Consider the following 17,896-nt stretch of genomic DNA (forward strand, 5'->3'; position numbering starts at 1 on the left):
ATGCAGGGCGTAATTTTTCTGCTGTTTTGCGCATAAAAAGAAGAAATGAATAATCAATTAACTATTCAGAGCAGCGTGGCCCAGCAATAAAACCCGGATCAATTATCTTCGCTTGCAATACTTTATGAAACGTTGCCATACTGCACCCGGTGAAAATGTAAAGACTTTCAAAAAATCAACCCTATTAAAGTTGGAGCTAATGTTTATAATAAGGTTATCTACATACTTTTTGTTATGCACTTCATTTTTAGAATGATAATTACCTGTAGCTTCTCAGGGATATCCATGACGGAGGATGTTCCTCTGTAAAAGGAAAGAACCTGAAAAAACATTTACGCAACCGTTATTTTTTAGTTAAACTGCGGTAATGCCCATTTTATCGAACTAATCAAAATGTATGCTATTGTTTGCATTAAGCCTACATCATACGTTTATTGCTATTTTCGTTTTTTCTTTCCTGAACTCCCTGAGACTCTTGCCAAATGATGACTTTAATGAGGACAAGGTTTAAATAAAAGCATTGAGCAGCCTCAGTAATACAATCACTCGCATCTCCTTTATTGACAGGGAAAATAAGAAAAGCAAAAAGCAATAATTTAATGGGAAACATAGTCCTTTTAATTTATAACCCGACCAGTAGACCGGGTTGATTCAAAAAATTCACCAAAGCTCTGGTTTAACTGTCGTACCGTCATCTATAAAAACTTTTTGTATAAAGTTAAAAACAGACAATTGCACTGCTAAATCTTCGCCAGTCACCTGCTCACTAGCTTTTTTATTGAGCATTTTCATAAACATCTCTCCATTTGAATCGGATACATTATTCGGAAAAGGAGAATTATTATCATTTGGTTTGTTTACAGTAATCATTTAATCACCATTTGCGTTATCGGTTAAAAGCAACTCACTTGAGGGAAGATGCGCAGATAAACTATTTATAAAGCCTTGCAAGATTGAAGCTTTGTCTTTCATGTTTGAACGCTGCTTATTATCTGCTTCATCCATCCACTGCTGGCATAAACTCCCTGTTGGAAACCTTACAGCACGAGAACCCGAACGAAGGGTAATACTTTCATCTTCGGTCCTGATGATCTTAAGTGATGCTACAGAATCAGGCAGCTTAATATTTTCGGGAATAATTAGCGTCAATTCTTCATAACGTTCACATTCATTATTAAGATAGAAAATGATTCTTTCAACAATGATGGGATCACGCAGAGAACCCTTTAAGTTATCTATTAATGAACGACGATAGTCAGCAAAGTTCTTTTTCTGCAAATTTTCATACTGACAAACTACCGATAAAAATTCACAGAAAAATTTTTCATAGCCTTCAGTAAATGCTTTGCGCGTTAACTCTTCATATCTTTTATGGTTTTCTTTTTCACTATCCTTATATATTTCATTGCAAAGATTGATTGTCCTCTCTATAGCAAGCCCCATTTTTTTCTTTCGGACTCTGTCACTGTATTTTATTATAAAAACATCTCTGAAATCGTCGGGTAATTCATCGAGAGATATTATTCGCATAATTAATTGCCATGTTGATTAAGTTGAGATTATCGGGATCAGGTGAACAATCCAGATTGATGAGTTCCATCTCAAAGGGAAAAATCAAAAGAAAACGTTGTCTGAATGCAAAGGGCAGTAGGGTAAATTGTCGAAGAATAAAGGCTGCGCCACAACGAAGCGTATCATGAGGCGAATAACGCGCCTCGGGTAAAATGACTCGTGTTTTTAATGGTAAGGAAATGAACATTGAAAGCAAAGGATCAGTAAGTACTAAAGGCGTGTAGCCACGCAGATCCTCCCTCAATAAATAGCCCCCGTCAAATGCGCCACAGATGACATCTTCATCCAGTTTTTTAGTAACACTTCACAACAAACGTACCAGTCGCGTTGAGTCTCATCAAAGTCTGGCAAATTTTTATTAATATATAACCATTCATTGAGCAACATCATGTTATAAGAGTTAACCGGAAGGAAAGCCTCCGGTAGATGACTCAAGTGTGTATAACTTAGCGGGTTATATAAAATTTTGAGTATTTGATCTTCATCATTAAACATAAGCCTAATCTCTTACATCTATCTTATATTGTTTCATTGGAATCTTTATTTCCCGTAACGGATGTTCGGGCATTCCGTTTGGTAAATAGAAAATAGCCACCAATAGTTATCATTCCGATAAAAGCAATAAGCGGCATAATCCAGGCATTAGTATCTTTAGCGGCGGCCGGCATGGGAGGTGCGTGTTGAATTGTAGGTGCATGGAATAGCACCACGGAAATATTTTCATACCTGACATTTTCAATGCTGTTTTTGATAAAAGATTTGATTTGAGATATGAAAATATTTTCTTCTACATCTCCTTTATATGTGATTAACACACCAACATGCGCTGTATAGCTTTTGCCGTTACCATTTTTTTCAAAAGAAGGGTAACTGATATGTACTTTAGCATTAACAACTTCACCAATAATGCGTAGCGATTGCTCCAGCCGCTGTTCTTGTAACGAAATTACCTTTGCGTGTTCTGCTTGAGGTGATGCGACAAGAGAGCTGTCTGGAAAAGCTTGTTGGATTTGCACATCCGCTTGCCAGGGAAGTTGATATTGATTTATGACTGAGAGCGCGGAAGTCGTTTCCGTCTTTCCAACAGTTATACTATAACCCCCTTTTAGGGTGCCCGTTTTTTGCGCTGAGATATTATGCTGCTGTAATATAGCTAATACCTGGTTAGCCTGCTGCTGAGTCAAATTATCAAGTAGTTTGTTATCATTGCATGCAGTGATTAAAAAAGCAGAGAAACACACAATGATAAATCTTATCAAGTTATACTTATATATCACTGGGATTTTTCCAGTGTTTCTATAGTGCTGACGACTTTACGAGAAAGTGCACTTACCAGAGATACATAATTACTGTATTCACCGAGATAATTTTGTAGATGTTGTAACATTTCAGGGTTACTTGTGAACTCTGGTGATTGACTTAAAGCATTAACAACACGTTTATAATCTGAATGTGTGTCACTTACTTTATTGAAAGCATTCGACACAATCGCATCAAATGATTTATCGCTGACAGTAATAGAAGGATCATTTTTGACATCTAAATCACCTGAAAAATTCTTTATCAATGCCTGAATAGAGTCGATTGTTAAGCTCATGATTTATCCTTATTAAAAAGGTACGGTAAACCGTACCTCTTGTATGAAATTAACGGAAGTTTTGGATAATTGCAGCGCCAATATCTTTATAGACTTTTACAGTGCTGGTTTGTGCATTACGAAACAGGGTGTATTCTTGCAGCTTGGCTTGATAATTTGCTAAAACAGAGGGATTGGATGGATCAGCCTTAAGCTGTTCTTCCGCAGCGGCTAAATCTGCCATCATGCCAGAAGCACCAGTTTCAAAGCCATAGGCCAGTTTATCCAGAAAGTAATCTCCGGCCCAGTTAAGCGGCGGGGGGTTATTGTTGGCATATTATAAATCTCCTTTGCTGATGGGAAAGTACCAGTGAAGTGGGTTAAGAAATAAGTAACCATTTTTAGAACTCAGATAGGACTTATTTTGGAGCCAGTTCTCATCAAGGTTGATTGAGAAATTGATGACATCATTTCCCCACTGGTGGTAAAAATCATGTATAAAACGTCTAAGTGCAAGAATCATATGGTCGCTTAACGCATCTCTTACAACAAGTGCGTAACCACTTTCCGTTTTAATTTGACGATAATAAATATGTAACCGATCAAGTCCCTGACGAGCCTGTTTAAGTAATTCAATCTTTTCCCGAAGAACGATGTCAATATCATCAGCAAAATGAATTTTTTCCAAAAATAGCGATTTTAAGTGCGTGGTCTGGCTAACATTTAAAGGTTTATAAACGAACAAAACAGGATGGCTCAACTGTGTCATGTCTAACTGCAACACGGGGTAACCTTTTTTTCTCAATTGCTCAACAATGTCTTGCTTTATATCCTTCTTCCATAAGGGCGTAATATGATGCACATTTGTTAGTTTGAAGGCTGCCTCTTTTAACCATTGATATGATCTGTAATCGTCAGCGATAGCATAGATAGCTTTATCATGCCCTCTCAGGATGCTAACTGGTGAGGGAGAACCCGCAAGAGATTGGCGTACTGCATCCAGTTCGTTATTATATTCATGGTTTTTATAAGTGCTTATAACGCCAACAGATAATAATAAAATAATTAAAACGATAGCTATTATCTTCTTAAAACCTCTCTTTGATTTAACCTCATTAATAATTCCTGACAGTTTGCCAGCACGGTTTGCACTGTGGATGGAATTAAAATTAATTATTTCATCGCTCCAACTGTCTTGACTTTTTTTCAGCGCAAAAGCGATATGTTGATGCCTGAAAATTTCATTTTCATACATCAGTGAAGCACCAGAACCACTGATGTCATTTATCTCTGCTTTATACCCGCCCCTGTCGCCAGAAAATTCCGCCCTGGAAAGATGTAAAGCGATATTTGGGGAGTCAATTTCACATGGAATATACAATGTTTTTAAAGCATATTCAGCCGCGTGATCTGATGATAAATTATCGCCAGGAAAATGTTGTTTTCCACTATCAGGAACAAAATTGTTGTGGATGATAATGAAATAATTATCAGCAGGGAGATGCAATTCGCATCCAAACATTGGCCCAAAGAAAATCTTTAGTGTAAAACACTCAACAGGATTTGTATCAGCTATGCTATTTTTATCTGTTTCACTGGTCATGGTTATCTTATTATGCCCAATCATCAAGCAACTTATTTATTGCAAGACGTATGCTTACTGGCTTGTCATTCATGAGCGGATAGTAATGTTCTTACAAATCCTTAGTCAATGAAAACAAGTCAACTCCTTATCAATACCTCTTTATTAATTTCTTATGCAGCATTTGCAATTCCTTATAAGCATTTTAATTACTTATATTTAATCTTAAACGTTTAATTAAGTTTTTTTGGTTGATTGTTAGATCACGATAGTTAATCCTGAATGTCGTAGCCTTATTCCAAAGGGAAAGCCGGGCTTATTGAACTTTGGACCTTCAGATCTTTATTGATAAAGGCTTACTATTTAATAATGGCATGCTTTATGGGAGTTAATATGAAAAAAACATCATTAACAAAGATATAAACTTCAAGCATGAGATGCCAAAATTAGAACTAATAAGAAAAGAAAAAGCAAACTTCACTGATGGCAATATCAAGATAATGCTTTATTCAGCAATGATTATTAAACCACAACACAGCACCAGTTACTTTAAAATAACCTGCGCAAAGGGTGATGATCATTATGCTTATGAAGGCAATAAACCTACCCTTGTCATAGCGAAAAATGCGATGAAACTTAGCCTGACGGGTGAGTGGGAGATTGAGCACTGCCCATTAGCAGAACTTATTACCCTGATAGCATTTAGAGAAGCGAAATTTACGGCACTTAATAACAATGAATTAAATAGTGTAGCTGAGGGCAATGGCAGCTTGCTATTTGAGCATGATGACGCATTTGCTATAGAACTCCAAAACAATAACCTTTCTTTTATGTACGTTCTTTTTGAAAACAACGCCACTGTGCATAGATATGCAATGAATAAGTTGTTTAACTTTATCCGGAAAAGAGAAAGTTACTGGATAGTACAATTTTTATTAAAACAAGTTGTAGATATTGATCGAGAAAGCGATGCCAAAAAAATATATAACGCTTGCAAAGAATATGGCGTTTCCGAATCTTATTTCAGAAAGTTATGCTATAACATTTTTTCTTGCGGGCCGAAAAAGAAAGTAAGAATGTGGCGAGCAGCAAACAGTGCGTTACAGCTGATCGAAGGCAATGATTCTATCTCTTCAGTGGCATGGAATAATGGTTATGCTTCTTCATCGCATTTCTCCACAGAAATAAAAAAATATTTGGTTTAACTCCAAAGGAGTTTAAAAAACTTGAAGGTTATTTCAATGAGTCGCTTGATAGCTAAATTTTCACAGTATAGTGTGGTGGTAATGTTAGTCAGCACATGTATGCTTAACCCTGCCTATGGAACATTATTTGATCAAAAAAATCAAATGATTTTCAAACTGACTCCGCTTTGACAATGCCAAATGAAAATATCTATGTCGCAAGTAATAACAGTATTCAGCAGCTTTTTTACGTTATTGGCAGCCTCTTACACAAGCCTGTTATTGTCAGTAGCGAAGCCGTTAAGAAGCGCGTTTCGGGAAACTTTGACTTATCAAAACCAAAAGAATTGCTGATCTCCGTAGCGGAAAAAACAGCTTTGATATGGTATGACGACGGCAGCTCCATCTATATATATGATGCTAATGAAATTCAAAGCCGTGTCATCAGGCTGAGCCATGCTCCCTTTGATCGATTAGTGGCTTATTTAAAATCTACTGGTCTGTATGATGTGCGTTTTCCACCCAAATCGAATGGTCATTCAGGATCATTTTACATATCAGGGCCTCCAGTCTATGTTGAGCTGGTAGCAGCAGCAGCCAAATACATTGATGTAACGTATTCACATGCGAGTAGCGGCGAGACAACGATCCGCGTATTGAAGTTAAAAAATACGTTTGTGAATGATCGCGTTTATACACAGCGCGGTGAACAGAAAACGATCCCTGGCGTTGCTACCGTTCTGAATCAACTATTGAACAGCCCGGCGGTGGGAAGCCGTCAACAAGCAACTATTGGGGCAGCCAGTATTACGGTTGATTCTGAAACGCGCCAGGCATTAGAGAATATAGCTCCACAGCAAACAGGCAATTATCCTCTTTTACCTTCCTTTAATAGCGCCCCGCAGGGAGCACGAGCAAAACGTACTCTCTCTCATCATGAAAACCCGATCAATATCGTGGCTTACACTGATACAAACAGTCTTTTGATCCAGGGCTCGTCAAGACAAGTCGGTTTTGTTGAAGATTTAGTCAATGCTATTGATATCCCAAAACAACAGATCCAGCTTTCATTATGGATTTTAGATGTCTCGAAAGAAGATGTTAATGAATTAGGTATCCGCTGGCAGGGATCTGCAACAGTAGGAAAAACCGGACTTCGATTTAACACCAGCACGTTAACACCAACCAACAGTTTGAACTTTTTAGCTGACGTTTCTGCACTGGCCAGAAAGGGTAATGCACAAGTCGTTTCCCGTCCCGAGATACTGACACAGGAAAACGTTCCGGCACTTTTTGATAATAACAGTAGTTTTTACGCCCGGCTTGTTGGCGAGAGAACCTCTTCTTTAGAAAAAGTGACGTATGGAACCATGATCAGCGTGTTACCACGTCTGGCGAACCGCAGCAAAGAAATTGAAATGATCTTAAATATCAATGATGGCACGTTACCTGTTAATTCAGATGGCAAGACTGTACTGGTTGATACATTGCCTGTGGTAAACAACACACAAATTAGCACCGGGGCGCGAGTACCAATGGGATACAGCCTGTTAGTTGGCGGATATACCCGTAAACAGGATGAATATCATAGTATTGGCATTCCTTTACTCAAGGATATTCCTTTAGTAGGAAAATGGCTGTTCGATTATAGTTACACAAGTCATAAAGATATGATTCGTCTGTTTCTTATTCAACCCAGAGTGCTATCACATGGCGAAACCTGGCAGGGAAAGCTCAGCGAAAATCCAGAATTAGGAAAAAATATTTCTGGTGACCAGGTCACATTAAAATCAACTGTTTCTATGTTACAGCAATATATGAAACAAAATTAACAGGACAGGTAATAAACAATGCTAATTCGTCCTGCAGGTTCTCATAATTTTGGTCATCAAGATAACACAGTAAATACATCAAGCCGTGCTCCGGCTATTGATGATTTTGACAGGGAACCCGTTATCAATTTGCAAGTAGCTCTTCATGACGCTGCGGAGGAAATGGCCGATATCCTGAGTGCTTTTGGTCGTTTCAATCGCACCGGGCGTAAGCAGAATGATGGCGAAAATGATTTAATCGCATCAATACTTGAAGATAAAGCAGAAGAGAAATTAGAGACATTAATCAGGCATGTTACCAAAACGTTATTGCAAAAGATAACTTGCTAAATTTAGCCCGCAGCCTTTTCCCGGATGATAGCGACCTTATGCTGGCCTTGAAAGAATTACTGAAGAGCCGCCAGCTGACAAAATTGATGAAGGAAAAGATTAAAGAGGCGATTGATGATTTAGAAAAGTTTTCAGACAGCCAGAAAATGCGTTCAGGAATGAATGTTGGCCAACTGGCGCGTAATTTCAGCACTGAAGGCGGCAATCAGCCTTTAACTGCCAAAGAATTGCGCTCTGGCTATTTACGCTTCCTTAAATTAGATTTGCCTTGTAGCTATATTTACAATGACTGGATAGAACAATACGGTTTCAACAATCGCTTACGAATGTTGGCATTTATGATGAGCGCCTTGATTATCGATATCAAAGCACTTGTACCGGGCATTCACTATGAAGAGTTTGGTCCGCTGAGTGAAAAATTATCTGACACAAGGGTCATTCACACGATGGATCAGAAATTACTGCAGCGATTTTCAAATCTATCTTTTTTGAACGAATGCATAAAGAAAATATAATTGATTGTAAAAAAGCATCCTTGGTATTTATATTAATGGCCTCCTTGCGCAAGACTTACTGGAGGAGAATTTAAAATACTTTAATGAATCTTTTTTACGAAATTTGTTTATCAAAGAACGCGCAGCTGTATTGCAATCACTAAAAGTGATATTTAGTGAGACTCCAGAAAGGATTTTTCCCAATATGGACGCCAAGGAACTCCTGTTGACTACGCTCACAGACTTAGTGACACAGCTGGAAGCAAAGGAAAGAAATCTGGGGAACTGGAAGGAATACTACAAGTGATAACAATAGATTTTTTCTTATTAACCGCATCAATGCGATGGTAATTTAGAATGCGCGAATTTATCCTTCAAATAAGAAACCGGCCTGAGCTTATTATTCTTACGATGATGATCATGGTCGTCGCCATGCTTATCATTCCACTTCCTACTATTTTAGTTGATTTTTTTATTGGCATTAATCTAACTATCGCCTTGTTAATATTTCTGGGTTCTTTTTATATTACTCGCATATTGGAATACTCCTCATTTCCTTCAGTCCTTTTGATTAGCACAATTTTCAGGCTGGCTATATCAATCAGTACTACCCGATTAATTCTCAAAGATGCTGATGCAGGTGAAATCGTCGCAAGCTTCGGTGAGTTTGTTATTGCAGATAATCTTATCGTTGGTTTCGTTGTATTTTTCATCGTCACAATTGTGCAATTCATTGTTATTACAAAGGGTTCTGAACGTATTGCGGAAGTTGCTGCGCGATTCTCTCTGGATGCGATGCCAGGTAAGCAAATGAGTATAGATGCTGACCTGAAGGCGGGTATAATTAATGAAAAAGAGGTTATCCGTCGCCGCAGTGATCTGGAAGCTGAAAGCCAGCTTTACGGCGCGCTTGATGGAGCAATGAAGTTTATCAAAGGTGATGCAATAGCAGGTATTGTTATCATTTTTGTTAATTTAATAGGGGGAATATCGGTCGGTGTACTCCAGCATGGCATGGAGGTTTCACAAGCCGTGTCTGTATATACTTTATTAACCATCGGCGATGCTTTGGTTGCGCAGATTCCCGCACTGCTCATTTCAATCAGTGGCGGTTTTATTGTTACCCGAGTCAATGATAATGAAAAAAGTAATCTGGGTGCTAAAGTCATTCAAGATATGTTCTCAAATAAGTTCATATTACTTGTAACTGCTTTTCTTTGTATAGGATTAGGGCTTTTGCCTGGCTTTCCATTGCCTGTGTTTGTTGTTTTGGCCTCTATTCTTGTCGCTTTATATATAAAACACTGGCGAGATGAAAAGAAAAAGACAAAACCATAACGGAAGACAACAGTGAGGCTGATGCGCAAGATAACAAGCCAAAACCTGTTGTTATTGATGGAGAGTATATTCCTGAAACAGTCCCTCTGATTATTACTGCATTCAAAGGTCATGAAAAGCTTCTGAATGAGTACAATATTACCTCATTCCTGAAGAAGGAATTCTTTATAGAATACGGTGTCAGACTACCCAATATTCTGATGAACTATAGTGAAGATGCCGAACCGGGAAAGTTAACTATTGCTATTAATGAAATTCGCGTTGCGAGCTATGATGTACTGCCAGGCATGAGTAAAATTTTAATGCGCGGAGACGAATATCAGGTGATCGATAATTCTGTGCATATCGTTGAGAGCGAACAAGAGACAACGTTTTGGCTGCCTGAAGATAGGTGCGAACGCGCGCATAAATTAGGTTTTATTACACGAAGCGCCATCGCTGAGTTTTATGCATGCATTTCCTCGTTACGGCACATAACATATCAGAATTCTTTGGTATTCAGGAATCCAAAACATTACTGGACGATTTAGAGACTAAATATCCAGAATTATTAAAAGAATGTTACCGTAACAATACAGTGCAACGTATCACGGAAGTCTTCCAGCGCCTGCTTCAGGAGCGAATCTCCATCAGAAATATGCGCTTAATTCTGGAGGCTCTCGTGCAATGGTCACCCAAGGAAAAGGACCCGATTATGTTGGTTGAACATGTTCGGGGTGTTTTATCACGCTATATATCAAATCGGTTTTCCATTGATGGAAAAATAAGAACACTTGTTATGTCGCATGAACTTGAAAATATGATTAGAGAGGGCGTTAGGCAGACATCTTCAGGAACGTTTATAAATCTTACCCCTCCTGAAACAGAAGCGATTATCCAAAGGCTGAGCGAATGTATCCAGGTTAATGGAATCAATGCACGTGATGTCATTTTAATGGTCTCGCTTGATATACGCCGTTTCGTAAAAAAACTAGTTGAAGGGCATTATCCAGAAATGGAAGTGCTTTCATTTGGTGAAATATCCAATACGGTAAAATTAGATGTTATCGGTTCACTAAGAAACTAAGAGAGGATAAAATGAAATATAATATTGCTGAAATTTTAAATGAAATGTTAAAGGAAGTGGGCGCAAATGATTTAATCGAAAGCGACTTAAGTAATCACTCAACAATTTCGCTTAACATGAAAGATGACATTCCGGCTATCCATCTGAAATGTGATACTGATGAGGTTTGGGTTTGGTCGCAACTCGGTCAGTATTCAGAATCAGCTCTTAATTACTGTAGCGCCAATTTACTGTCACTCATTCTTGAGCATGATGAAGAAGTGTTTTACCTCGGTCAGCCCGCGCTATATTTAGCCAATGGGAACTTAGAAATACGCGCGATGGTTAAAGAGAATCACCTTGATTCTGCTTCATCCTTTATGAATATGTTAGACACTTTCCTGACCATTTTAGTGCAATACCGTAATGCACTGCACTAATTACGGAAGCCGATCAGCATGAATAAGCAATGTTTTGTGCATATTTCCCATCCGATTCGCATTCAGGGTAATGTTGTAGAGGCCTTATTACCTGATACGCAAATCGGTGAGATTTGTGAAATACAGAAATCGCTTTCAGATGCATCTGTCATCGGCTACGCACAGGTTATTGCTTTCACTAAAGAACATACATTGCTTAGCTTGCTGAATGATAATCAAGGGTATTCCCGAAGTAACGTCTTCATACCCACTGGAAAACCATTCGAATTCAAAATGCATGAACAGATAGCCGGGGCTGTTCTAGATGCTACAGGCAATATCAAAGATCGCTTGAATGAAAACGACATAACCACTGAAGTGACAGAGAGCGAAAGTTTGCTTGTCTCAGGTAAACCAAAGGATTTTACCGAGCGCAAACCCGTTACAGAAGTACTGGCGACGGGTATACGCGCTATAGACAGTTTACTCACTTGTGCAAAAGGGCAGCGTGTCGGTATTTTTGCTGCTGCCGGCTGCGGTAAAACGTCACTGATGAGTATGATTGTTGAACACTCAGATGCCGATATCTACGTCATTGGCTTGATTGGTGAGCGGGGCCGTGAAGTGACTGAGTTTGTAGAAGAGCTCAAGCGTTCATCTCGGCATAATCAAATCGTTGTCGTGTATGCCACCTCTGACCGTTCATGCGTGGAACGTTGCAACGCAGCACAAATCGCCACTGCAATAGCCGAATATTACAGTAGCCAGGGTAAAAACGTGCTGCTCTTTATCGATTCCATTACTCGATATGCTCGTGCATTACGCGACCTGGCGCTGAGTATGGGAGAATTGCCGGCACGCCGCGGTTATCCCGCCTCGGTTTTTGAAGCTCTGCCAAAAATTCTTGAAAGGCCGGGCCGTTTTTACACGGGCTCCGTAACGGCTTTTTATACCGTTCTCATTGAAAATGAAGAAGAACCTGACGTCATTGGAGATGAAGTTCGTTCGATTCTTGATGGCCATATTTATCTTAGTAAGAAGTTGGCTGCGCAGGGACATTATCCAGCTATCGATATCCTGCAAAGTATCAGCCGAATATTTCAGCAAGTTAATAATGATGAGAAATTAAATGCGGCCTCACGCTTTCGTGAGCTTATGGTCAGACAACAAGAGATGCAACTTTATATAGATTTAGGTGAATACCGCCCAGGAGAGAATCCTGATAATGACGAGGCATTTGATAAAAAGAAGATTATGGAAGAATTCTTAAAACAGCCACTTGCAGAAAAAACCGCCATTATAACTTGCTGGGAAAGATTATATGAATGCCTTACATAAAGGACGTTCTTTTTTAATGTTTCTTGAGAAAAAACAATTTCTTTTAAACAGGGAAATTCATTGTATCAATCGCAAATTAATTACCATTGATGATAAATTGAAAAATGCCATGAGTGAAATTGAACATCTTAACAAACAGCTTGAAGACATTATACCGTCAGGCGTGCAGAGCCGTGAACAAATCTACAATATGATTAGAGCTCAAGGTATGTTGCTTAGCTGTCAGCAAGAGATTGTTCAGTATATCCTTTCGCTTGAGGATAACAAAAAAGAGTTAGAGGCAATGATGGCGAAATGTTGCCATGCGAAAAAAATGTTAGATAAAAGGCAGGCTAAAATTTCCTCATGGGTGTTGAAATTAAAATATGAATCAAACATCCAAATTGATTTTCAACTTGAAAATGAAATCCAAGAGATAGCTGTTTATGGTAAATAAAAGCATTCAAGGTGCAACCCATTTAGCGCACACAGAAAAATCCGCTAATAATGATATGCAGGAAAGCTTCCTACAGCACGCTAAACAAAAGAAGCTAAAAGGTCAGATACCAGAGGAAATGTCTTTGGCAGCAATGCTACCTCAATTGATGACGCCATTGCCATTTAACGCAAAGGGAGAAAGAGGTGGTTTCACTTTACAAAATCCAGACTATAAAAACAAATACGTTTCAAAGACTGGAAAGGAATGGCAGGCATTTCAAGAACAAAGTTACTCCTCAAATTTATCGCACGTTATTAGTGTCACTAACTCTAAAAAGGAGTTGATGTCGCCTTATTCAAACTTGAAACAGAAAAAGCCAACATTAGACATCAAACCCATGCCTGTAAAAAGTGAATCAGCGGGTTGCAATTCGCTTTTTGAAAATACAAGCTTAGATAAAAACGCCACATTCACCAACCTCAAGAAAACACTAACAGAAGAAACCAGGCTTATTCTGACTTCATCAGAAGACAGAAATCATAATTCAAAAATTTTCATTAACCATGACCCCGTTCTAATGTATGCGTATGACAGAAACCTGAACATCATGCCTGCAACGTTATCAAACAAAAAGGGCAACATTGAAAATAACGAAAAACTGAATAATAAGTTAGTGACAGCGCAATTATCTCAAATCAAAAATCGCGTAAATTATACTGAGAATATGAATGAAACACAAAAACCAATCAGTTTTAACTTTCAGTTTCAACGCTGGTCAGGCGATCACTCAGTAAAAGTCTCTTTACCGCAGGAAAATTTCCGTGAGGGTAATGTCATTCTTCAGGCATCTGATTCAAGGGCGGCTGATGCAATGCAGCGACACATCGAGCATTGGCCTAAACAAGCCCCTGAAATTTATCATCTGGAACGCGATGATGAGGAACGCGAAAATCACTCTCAGGGTCAAGATCAAGAAGAGGAGCAGGAATGAAGTTAAGCACATGCCTGCGTCAGGTTAATCAACAATATTCTGCTCTGCAAACTCTGCAATCCAGCTTACCTGGCAGCTCACTCATACAGACTGACTGCAAGCATCGTTATTTACGGGTTGAAATGGTAAGTGAATCAGATGAGTCTGTTTCGATTTGGGTCGATGCTGATGAATTGCTGCATGCAGAAGGCACAAATTTTCCCAAAATGCCCTGGGAACGCATTTCTATACGATATATAGCTCAGTGGCTTGAAGGACAGCACGTAGTTTTCACGGTTTTAGGCAGATCGTGGGAAATCAAAAATGCCAGGGTCCCAACGTTACCTCTACCGGCATTGCTTGTTGGCTTACCCGCTAACCCCTGCGATTTATATTTAAGTGAATGGCCAGAAGCGATCAGCGATATCTCATCTCAAAATAAACTGGCAATAAATGAAGTTCCTTTCATTGCACGTTATGTGATTGGCATAAGCTATTTACCCCTGGATTTGCTCATTGATATACAACAGGGCGATTTAATCAGAATAATGACTGTCAACCCTGAACTAAAAATCGGAAATTTTTCACTTTTCAAATTAAACATCACAGCAGAAATGGACATTATTGTGGAACAAAAATTAGACATTACAAACGAAATGGAAAGCCAGGATAAAGGTGTAATTTTTGAATGGACAAGCTTACCGGTCGAAGTGGAAATTGTACTTGATAGCTTTAATCTCACCTTGAATGAGTTAGATACCATTCAACAGGGTAGTCTGCTTCCATTAACGCCCAATGCCGAAAAAAAAGTCAGTATTTACCTCAATAAGAAGTTTTTTTCCCAGGGTGAATTAGTCGCTTTAGAAAATGGTTCGTTAGCTGTAGAAGTTAATAAAATCAATAATTTTTCAAACGGCGTAGCGAAAGATCAGAATGTTGACTAATGATATATCCCTGATTGCTTTACTTTCATTTTTCACGTTACTTCCTTTTATTATTGCTGGAGGAACATGTTTCATAAAATTTTCAATAGTACTAATTATGGTGCGAAACGCGCTTGGTATTCAACAGGTACCTTCAACATTAACGCTGAACGGTATTGCTATCATTTTAACTGCATTTGTTATGATGCCTGTCACTCAAAGCATAACGGAGTATATTGAAAAAAATAATATTGATTTCAATAGTTCAAGGTCAGTATCGCTGCTTATGGATAATGGGTTGGTCGGTTATCGTGATTATCTCGTTAAGTATTCAGATCCTGATCTCATTCGATACTTTAACAAAATACAGCAGAAACATCGTGAAGGCGAACCTGAACCTGTTTTAGAAAATTTTGAAATGAGTTCATTGCCTTTAATGACGCTTATGCCTGCATATGCGTTAAGCGAAATACAGAGTGCTTTCAAAATAGCTTTTTATATATATGTGCCTTTTGTTGTGATTGACATGGTGGTTTCAAGCATCCTTTTAGCATTAGGAATGATGATGATGAGCCCCGTTACCATCTCCATTCCCATTAAGCTCATTTTATTTGTAGCAATGGATGGGTGGGCGCTGGTAACCAAAGGGCTTATTTCACAATATGCCGAGTTGATGACACTATGAATACTGTGCTTTTTATTAGCAATTCCGCTTTATTGCTTGTCTTAAAGTTAACAGCAGTCCCCATTGTTTTCGCTACACTGGTCGGTCTTATTGTTGGTTTATTTCTGACTGTGATGCAAATTCAGGAACAAACTCTGCCTTTTGGCTTAAAAATGCTCGCTGTGTTCGCCAGTATTTTTATGCTTTTAGAATGGTTTTCAGCCGAAACGATGAATTTTGCATTTCAAGCTTTTACCATGGGCTTCAGCTAAAAAGAGTAAAGGCATGTCAATATTTACGCTCTATTTAAATTTTCAGCACAGCATTTTAACGTTAGTTTTTGCTTATGCGCGGCTGGCTATTGTCTTTTATATGTTACCCGTGCTTGGAGAGCGTGTTCTCTCGAATCTTATTGTTAAAAATACGGTTATTTATTTGGTAATAATAGGCTTATGGCCCTATCTGGATTCACCGGTTGCATTTGAGCAAGGCTGGCTTACTGTTTTGGTTAAGGAAGCAATTGTTGGTTTGATGCTAGCACTTACTCTTTGCTTACCTTTTTGGCTGATTATTGCACTCGGTGAAATTCTTGATAATCAACGTGGCGCTACGATCAGCGATAGCATCGATCCGGTAAATGGCGTGCAAAGTTCAATATTGTCTGGCTTCATGAACTTTGCATTTGGTGCAATATTCTTTTCAACCGGGGAATGCGTATACTTTTAGACTCCTTTGTCCAGAGTTATACGACATTTCCCACAGGAAGCCTGCTTGCCGATTTCAACTGGTCTCAGGCCGGTGAACTTCTTATGCAACTAGCGGAGGGCAGTATTCTGCTGGCGGCCCCCGTCATGATCGTTATGATGTTAGCGGAAATTATGCTTGGCATCTTTGCACGTTATTGTCCGCAACTGAATCCATTCTCATTATCACTCGCTGTCAAAAGTAGCATCGCTTTTTTAGTTTTCATGCTGTATGGCTTCCATTCAATGACAGAAAAGCCACTCCATATGTTTTCACCTAATGCCTTTGAGCAATTCTTCATTGAGGAAAATCATCATGGCTGAAAAAACTGAAAAGCCTACGGTAAAGAAAAAACGAGATTCAGCAAAAAAAGGGTAAACTTTCAAAAGTCGCGATCTGATAACAACTATCGTATTAGTTGCGGGAATATTTTACTTAGTATTTGCGGTAGATTTTTATCAGTTTGCCGTGCTCTTTCAAGCGGCAGCATTACATAACGAGCAAATGCAAATTTCTGATTATCTTGCCGAGTTAACTTTAGTTTTTTTTGAAATTTCTTATCCCTTCATCGCGTTATGCGTTATCGCAGGCATGGCAGCAACCTTGCTACAAACAAAGTTTACTATAGCTTCGGAAGCTATCCGTTTGAATTTTAAATCGCTAAACCCCGTTGAGGGATTTAAAAAAATATTCAGCATGCGTACCGTCAAAGAGTTTGTTAAATCTTTGTGCTATTTAGCCGTTCTGGTTTGTACATGTTATTACTTAATACACCATGAGCTTCCCGCTATTCTTTCTGTTTACAAAGGCAATATCAGTCAGCTTATTTCTGCCTGGAGTTTGTTTACACTAAAAACCGTTCTTGCTTTTCTCGCCTGGTCTGTTTTTGTTTTGATAGCTGACTTTATTGCAGAATACTTCTTGCACTTTAAAGATTTAAAAATGGATAAACATGAAGTTAAGCAGGAGCATAAGGAGACTGATGGTAACCCTCAAATCAAGAGCGCACGCAGACGCGCTCATATGGAAATATTATCAGGGGAAGAAAGAGCAGCGATTAGAAACTCTGAAGTCATACTTGCCAACCCTACCCATATTGCCATTGGCATTTATTTCAACCCTGAAGTCGCGATGCTTCCCTTTATTGCGCTACGCTGTACAAATATGAAGGCGCGCGCTGCTATCGCTTATGCTGAACTAACTGGCGTACCCGTTATAAGATATGTTTCCCTCACACGTAAACTGTTCAGAGATTATAAGCAATATAGTTTCGTCTCAATAAATGATGAAGCATTAATGGAGGTTATTAATATACTGATCTGGTTGCGTCAGGTTGAAAACGCAGAGGTCTCTGCGTTTGAACAAGCTGACATCAATGTCTCTAATGATATGCCCGCACAGGTACATCAGCACTCGTCGACCGAACAAGAAAAACGGCCAGACCAGTAATGCTGTTTTTTTATATTT

17 protein-coding genes and 4 pseudogenes are annotated in these 17,896 nt (G+C 38.8%); 14 read left to right on the forward strand and 7 right to left on the reverse strand.

Going from position 1 to position 17,896, the window contains the following annotated elements:
- Positions 1–660: 660 nt before the first annotated feature.
- The 7 genes and pseudogenes from O3W44_RS00940 to O3W44_RS00970 all read right to left on the reverse strand — a co-directional run bounded on the left by O3W44_RS00940 (position 661) and on the right by O3W44_RS00970 (position 4,751).
- Entirely contained in the window at positions 661–870 is a 210-nt protein-coding gene (locus O3W44_RS00940; protein WP_269291628.1) for a hypothetical protein, read from the reverse strand.
- Entirely contained in the window at positions 871–1,443 is a 573-nt protein-coding gene (locus tag O3W44_RS00945) for a hypothetical protein (RefSeq protein ID WP_269291629.1), read from the reverse strand.
- Between the two features lie 64 nt (positions 1,444–1,507).
- Positions 1,508–2,067, reverse strand: a pseudogene (locus O3W44_RS24840) (hypothetical protein).
- Between the two features lie 23 nt (positions 2,068–2,090).
- Positions 2,091–2,846 (reverse strand): type III secretion system inner membrane ring lipoprotein SctJ, encoded by a 756-nt coding sequence (gene sctJ, locus O3W44_RS00955; RefSeq protein WP_269291730.1) that lies wholly within the window; start codon positions 2,844–2,846, stop codon positions 2,091–2,093.
- A complete protein-coding gene (gene sctI, locus O3W44_RS00960; protein WP_269291631.1) occupies positions 2,846–3,169 on the reverse strand; it encodes a type III secretion system inner rod subunit SctI in 324 nt (107 codons plus the stop codon). Before sctI ends, sctJ begins: the two co-directional genes overlap by 1 nt.
- A gap of 49 nt (positions 3,170–3,218) precedes the next feature.
- Entirely contained in the window at positions 3,219–3,437 is a 219-nt protein-coding gene (sctF, locus tag O3W44_RS00965) for a type III secretion system needle filament subunit SctF (RefSeq protein ID WP_269291731.1), read from the reverse strand.
- Between the two features lie 48 nt (positions 3,438–3,485).
- Positions 3,486–4,751, reverse strand: coding sequence for a PrgH/EprH family type III secretion apparatus protein (locus O3W44_RS00970; protein ID WP_269291632.1), 1,266 nt, complete (start codon positions 4,749–4,751; stop codon positions 3,486–3,488).
- 416 nt (positions 4,752–5,167) lie between these two features.
- Here O3W44_RS00970 and O3W44_RS00975 point away from each other — a divergent pair, with 416 nt between their 5' ends.
- The 14 genes and pseudogenes from O3W44_RS00975 (at position 5,168) to O3W44_RS01040 (ending at position 17,878) form a co-directional block, all read left to right on the forward strand.
- A complete protein-coding gene (locus tag O3W44_RS00975) occupies positions 5,168–5,935 on the forward strand; it encodes a helix-turn-helix domain-containing protein (protein ID WP_269291633.1) in 768 nt (255 codons plus the stop codon).
- A gap of 173 nt (positions 5,936–6,108) precedes the next feature.
- Positions 6,109–7,746, forward strand: a complete 1,638-nt coding sequence (gene sctC / locus O3W44_RS00980; RefSeq protein WP_269291634.1) for a type III secretion system outer membrane ring subunit SctC — start codon at positions 6,109–6,111, stop codon at positions 7,744–7,746.
- A gap of 18 nt (positions 7,747–7,764) precedes the next feature.
- Positions 7,765–8,076, forward strand: a complete 312-nt coding sequence (locus O3W44_RS00985) for a hypothetical protein (RefSeq protein ID WP_269291635.1) — start codon at positions 7,765–7,767, stop codon at positions 8,074–8,076.
- Positions 8,070–8,591: a type III secretion system gatekeeper subunit SctW gene (gene sctW, locus O3W44_RS00990; protein WP_269291636.1), complete on the forward strand. Its 522-nt coding sequence runs from the start codon at positions 8,070–8,072 to the stop codon at positions 8,589–8,591. Before O3W44_RS00985 ends, sctW begins: the two co-directional genes overlap by 7 nt.
- 336 nt (positions 8,592–8,927) lie before the next feature.
- Positions 8,928–10,974: pseudogene (locus O3W44_RS00995) on the forward strand (EscV/YscV/HrcV family type III secretion system export apparatus protein).
- A gap of 11 nt (positions 10,975–10,985) precedes the next feature.
- Positions 10,986–11,393: a hypothetical protein gene (locus tag O3W44_RS01000; protein ID WP_269291637.1), complete on the forward strand. Its 408-nt coding sequence runs from the start codon at positions 10,986–10,988 to the stop codon at positions 11,391–11,393.
- Between the two features lie 18 nt (positions 11,394–11,411).
- On the forward strand, positions 11,412–12,710 hold the full coding sequence (gene sctN, locus O3W44_RS01005; protein ID WP_269291638.1) for a type III secretion system ATPase SctN: 1,299 nt from the start codon (positions 11,412–11,414) through the stop codon (positions 12,708–12,710).
- The gene (locus O3W44_RS01010) at positions 12,694–13,146 is read left to right on the forward strand and encodes a hypothetical protein (RefSeq protein WP_269291639.1); all 453 of its coding nucleotides are present in this window, start codon (positions 12,694–12,696) and stop codon (positions 13,144–13,146) included. The genes sctN and O3W44_RS01010 overlap by 17 nt, the downstream gene beginning before the upstream one ends.
- Positions 13,136–14,119 (forward strand): SpaN/EivJ family type III secretion system needle length determinant, encoded by a 984-nt coding sequence (locus O3W44_RS01015; RefSeq protein ID WP_269291640.1) that lies wholly within the window; start codon positions 13,136–13,138, stop codon positions 14,117–14,119. Before O3W44_RS01010 ends, O3W44_RS01015 begins: the two co-directional genes overlap by 11 nt.
- Entirely contained in the window at positions 14,116–15,042 is a 927-nt protein-coding gene (locus O3W44_RS01020) for a FliM/FliN family flagellar motor switch protein (RefSeq protein ID WP_269291641.1), read from the forward strand. Before O3W44_RS01015 ends, O3W44_RS01020 begins: the two co-directional genes overlap by 4 nt.
- Positions 15,032–15,706, forward strand: coding sequence for an EscR/YscR/HrcR family type III secretion system export apparatus protein (locus O3W44_RS01025; RefSeq protein WP_269291642.1), 675 nt, complete (start codon positions 15,032–15,034; stop codon positions 15,704–15,706). The genes O3W44_RS01020 and O3W44_RS01025 overlap by 11 nt, the downstream gene beginning before the upstream one ends.
- Positions 15,703–15,957, forward strand: coding sequence for an EscS/YscS/HrcS family type III secretion system export apparatus protein (locus O3W44_RS01030; protein WP_269291643.1), 255 nt, complete (start codon positions 15,703–15,705; stop codon positions 15,955–15,957). The genes O3W44_RS01025 and O3W44_RS01030 overlap by 4 nt, the downstream gene beginning before the upstream one ends.
- A 13-nt stretch (positions 15,958–15,970) precedes the next feature.
- A pseudogene (gene sctT / locus O3W44_RS01035) lies at positions 15,971–16,752 on the forward strand (type III secretion system export apparatus subunit SctT).
- Positions 16,745–17,878 (forward strand): annotated as a pseudogene (locus tag O3W44_RS01040) (EscU/YscU/HrcU family type III secretion system export apparatus switch protein). Before sctT ends, O3W44_RS01040 begins: the two co-directional pseudogenes overlap by 8 nt.
- Positions 17,879–17,896: the final 18 nt, after the last annotated feature.

The organism is Pantoea sp. LMR881, assembly GCF_027157825.1.
Taxonomy (GTDB): Bacteria; Pseudomonadota; Gammaproteobacteria; order Enterobacterales; family Enterobacteriaceae; genus Pantoea; species Pantoea haifensis.

Coding starts and splice junctions, on each gene's coding strand:
- O3W44_RS01010 (WP_269291639.1), top strand. CDS start 12,694: ATGAATGCCTTACATAAAGGACGTTCTTTTTTAATGTTTCTTGAGAAA.
- O3W44_RS00975 (WP_269291633.1), top strand. CDS start 5,168: ATGCCAAAATTAGAACTAATAAGAAAAGAAAAAGCAAACTTCACTGAT.
- O3W44_RS01025 (WP_269291642.1), top strand. CDS start 15,032: ATGTTGACTAATGATATATCCCTGATTGCTTTACTTTCATTTTTCACG.
- O3W44_RS01000 (WP_269291637.1), top strand. CDS start 10,986: ATGAAATATAATATTGCTGAAATTTTAAATGAAATGTTAAAGGAAGTG.
- O3W44_RS01020 (WP_269291641.1), top strand. CDS start 14,116: ATGAAGTTAAGCACATGCCTGCGTCAGGTTAATCAACAATATTCTGCT.
- O3W44_RS00940 (WP_269291628.1), bottom strand. CDS start 870: ATGATTACTGTAAACAAACCAAATGATAATAATTCTCCTTTTCCGAAT.
- sctN (WP_269291638.1), top strand. CDS start 11,412: ATGAATAAGCAATGTTTTGTGCATATTTCCCATCCGATTCGCATTCAG.
- O3W44_RS00985 (WP_269291635.1), top strand. CDS start 7,765: ATGCTAATTCGTCCTGCAGGTTCTCATAATTTTGGTCATCAAGATAAC.
- O3W44_RS01015 (WP_269291640.1), top strand. CDS start 13,136: ATGGTAAATAAAAGCATTCAAGGTGCAACCCATTTAGCGCACACAGAA.
- sctC (WP_269291634.1), top strand. CDS start 6,109: ATGCCAAATGAAAATATCTATGTCGCAAGTAATAACAGTATTCAGCAG.
- O3W44_RS00970 (WP_269291632.1), bottom strand. CDS start 4,751: ATGACCAGTGAAACAGATAAAAATAGCATAGCTGATACAAATCCTGTT.
- O3W44_RS01030 (WP_269291643.1), top strand. CDS start 15,703: ATGAATACTGTGCTTTTTATTAGCAATTCCGCTTTATTGCTTGTCTTA.
- sctI (WP_269291631.1), bottom strand. CDS start 3,169: ATGAGCTTAACAATCGACTCTATTCAGGCATTGATAAAGAATTTTTCA.
- O3W44_RS00945 (WP_269291629.1), bottom strand. CDS start 1,443: ATGGGGCTTGCTATAGAGAGGACAATCAATCTTTGCAATGAAATATAT.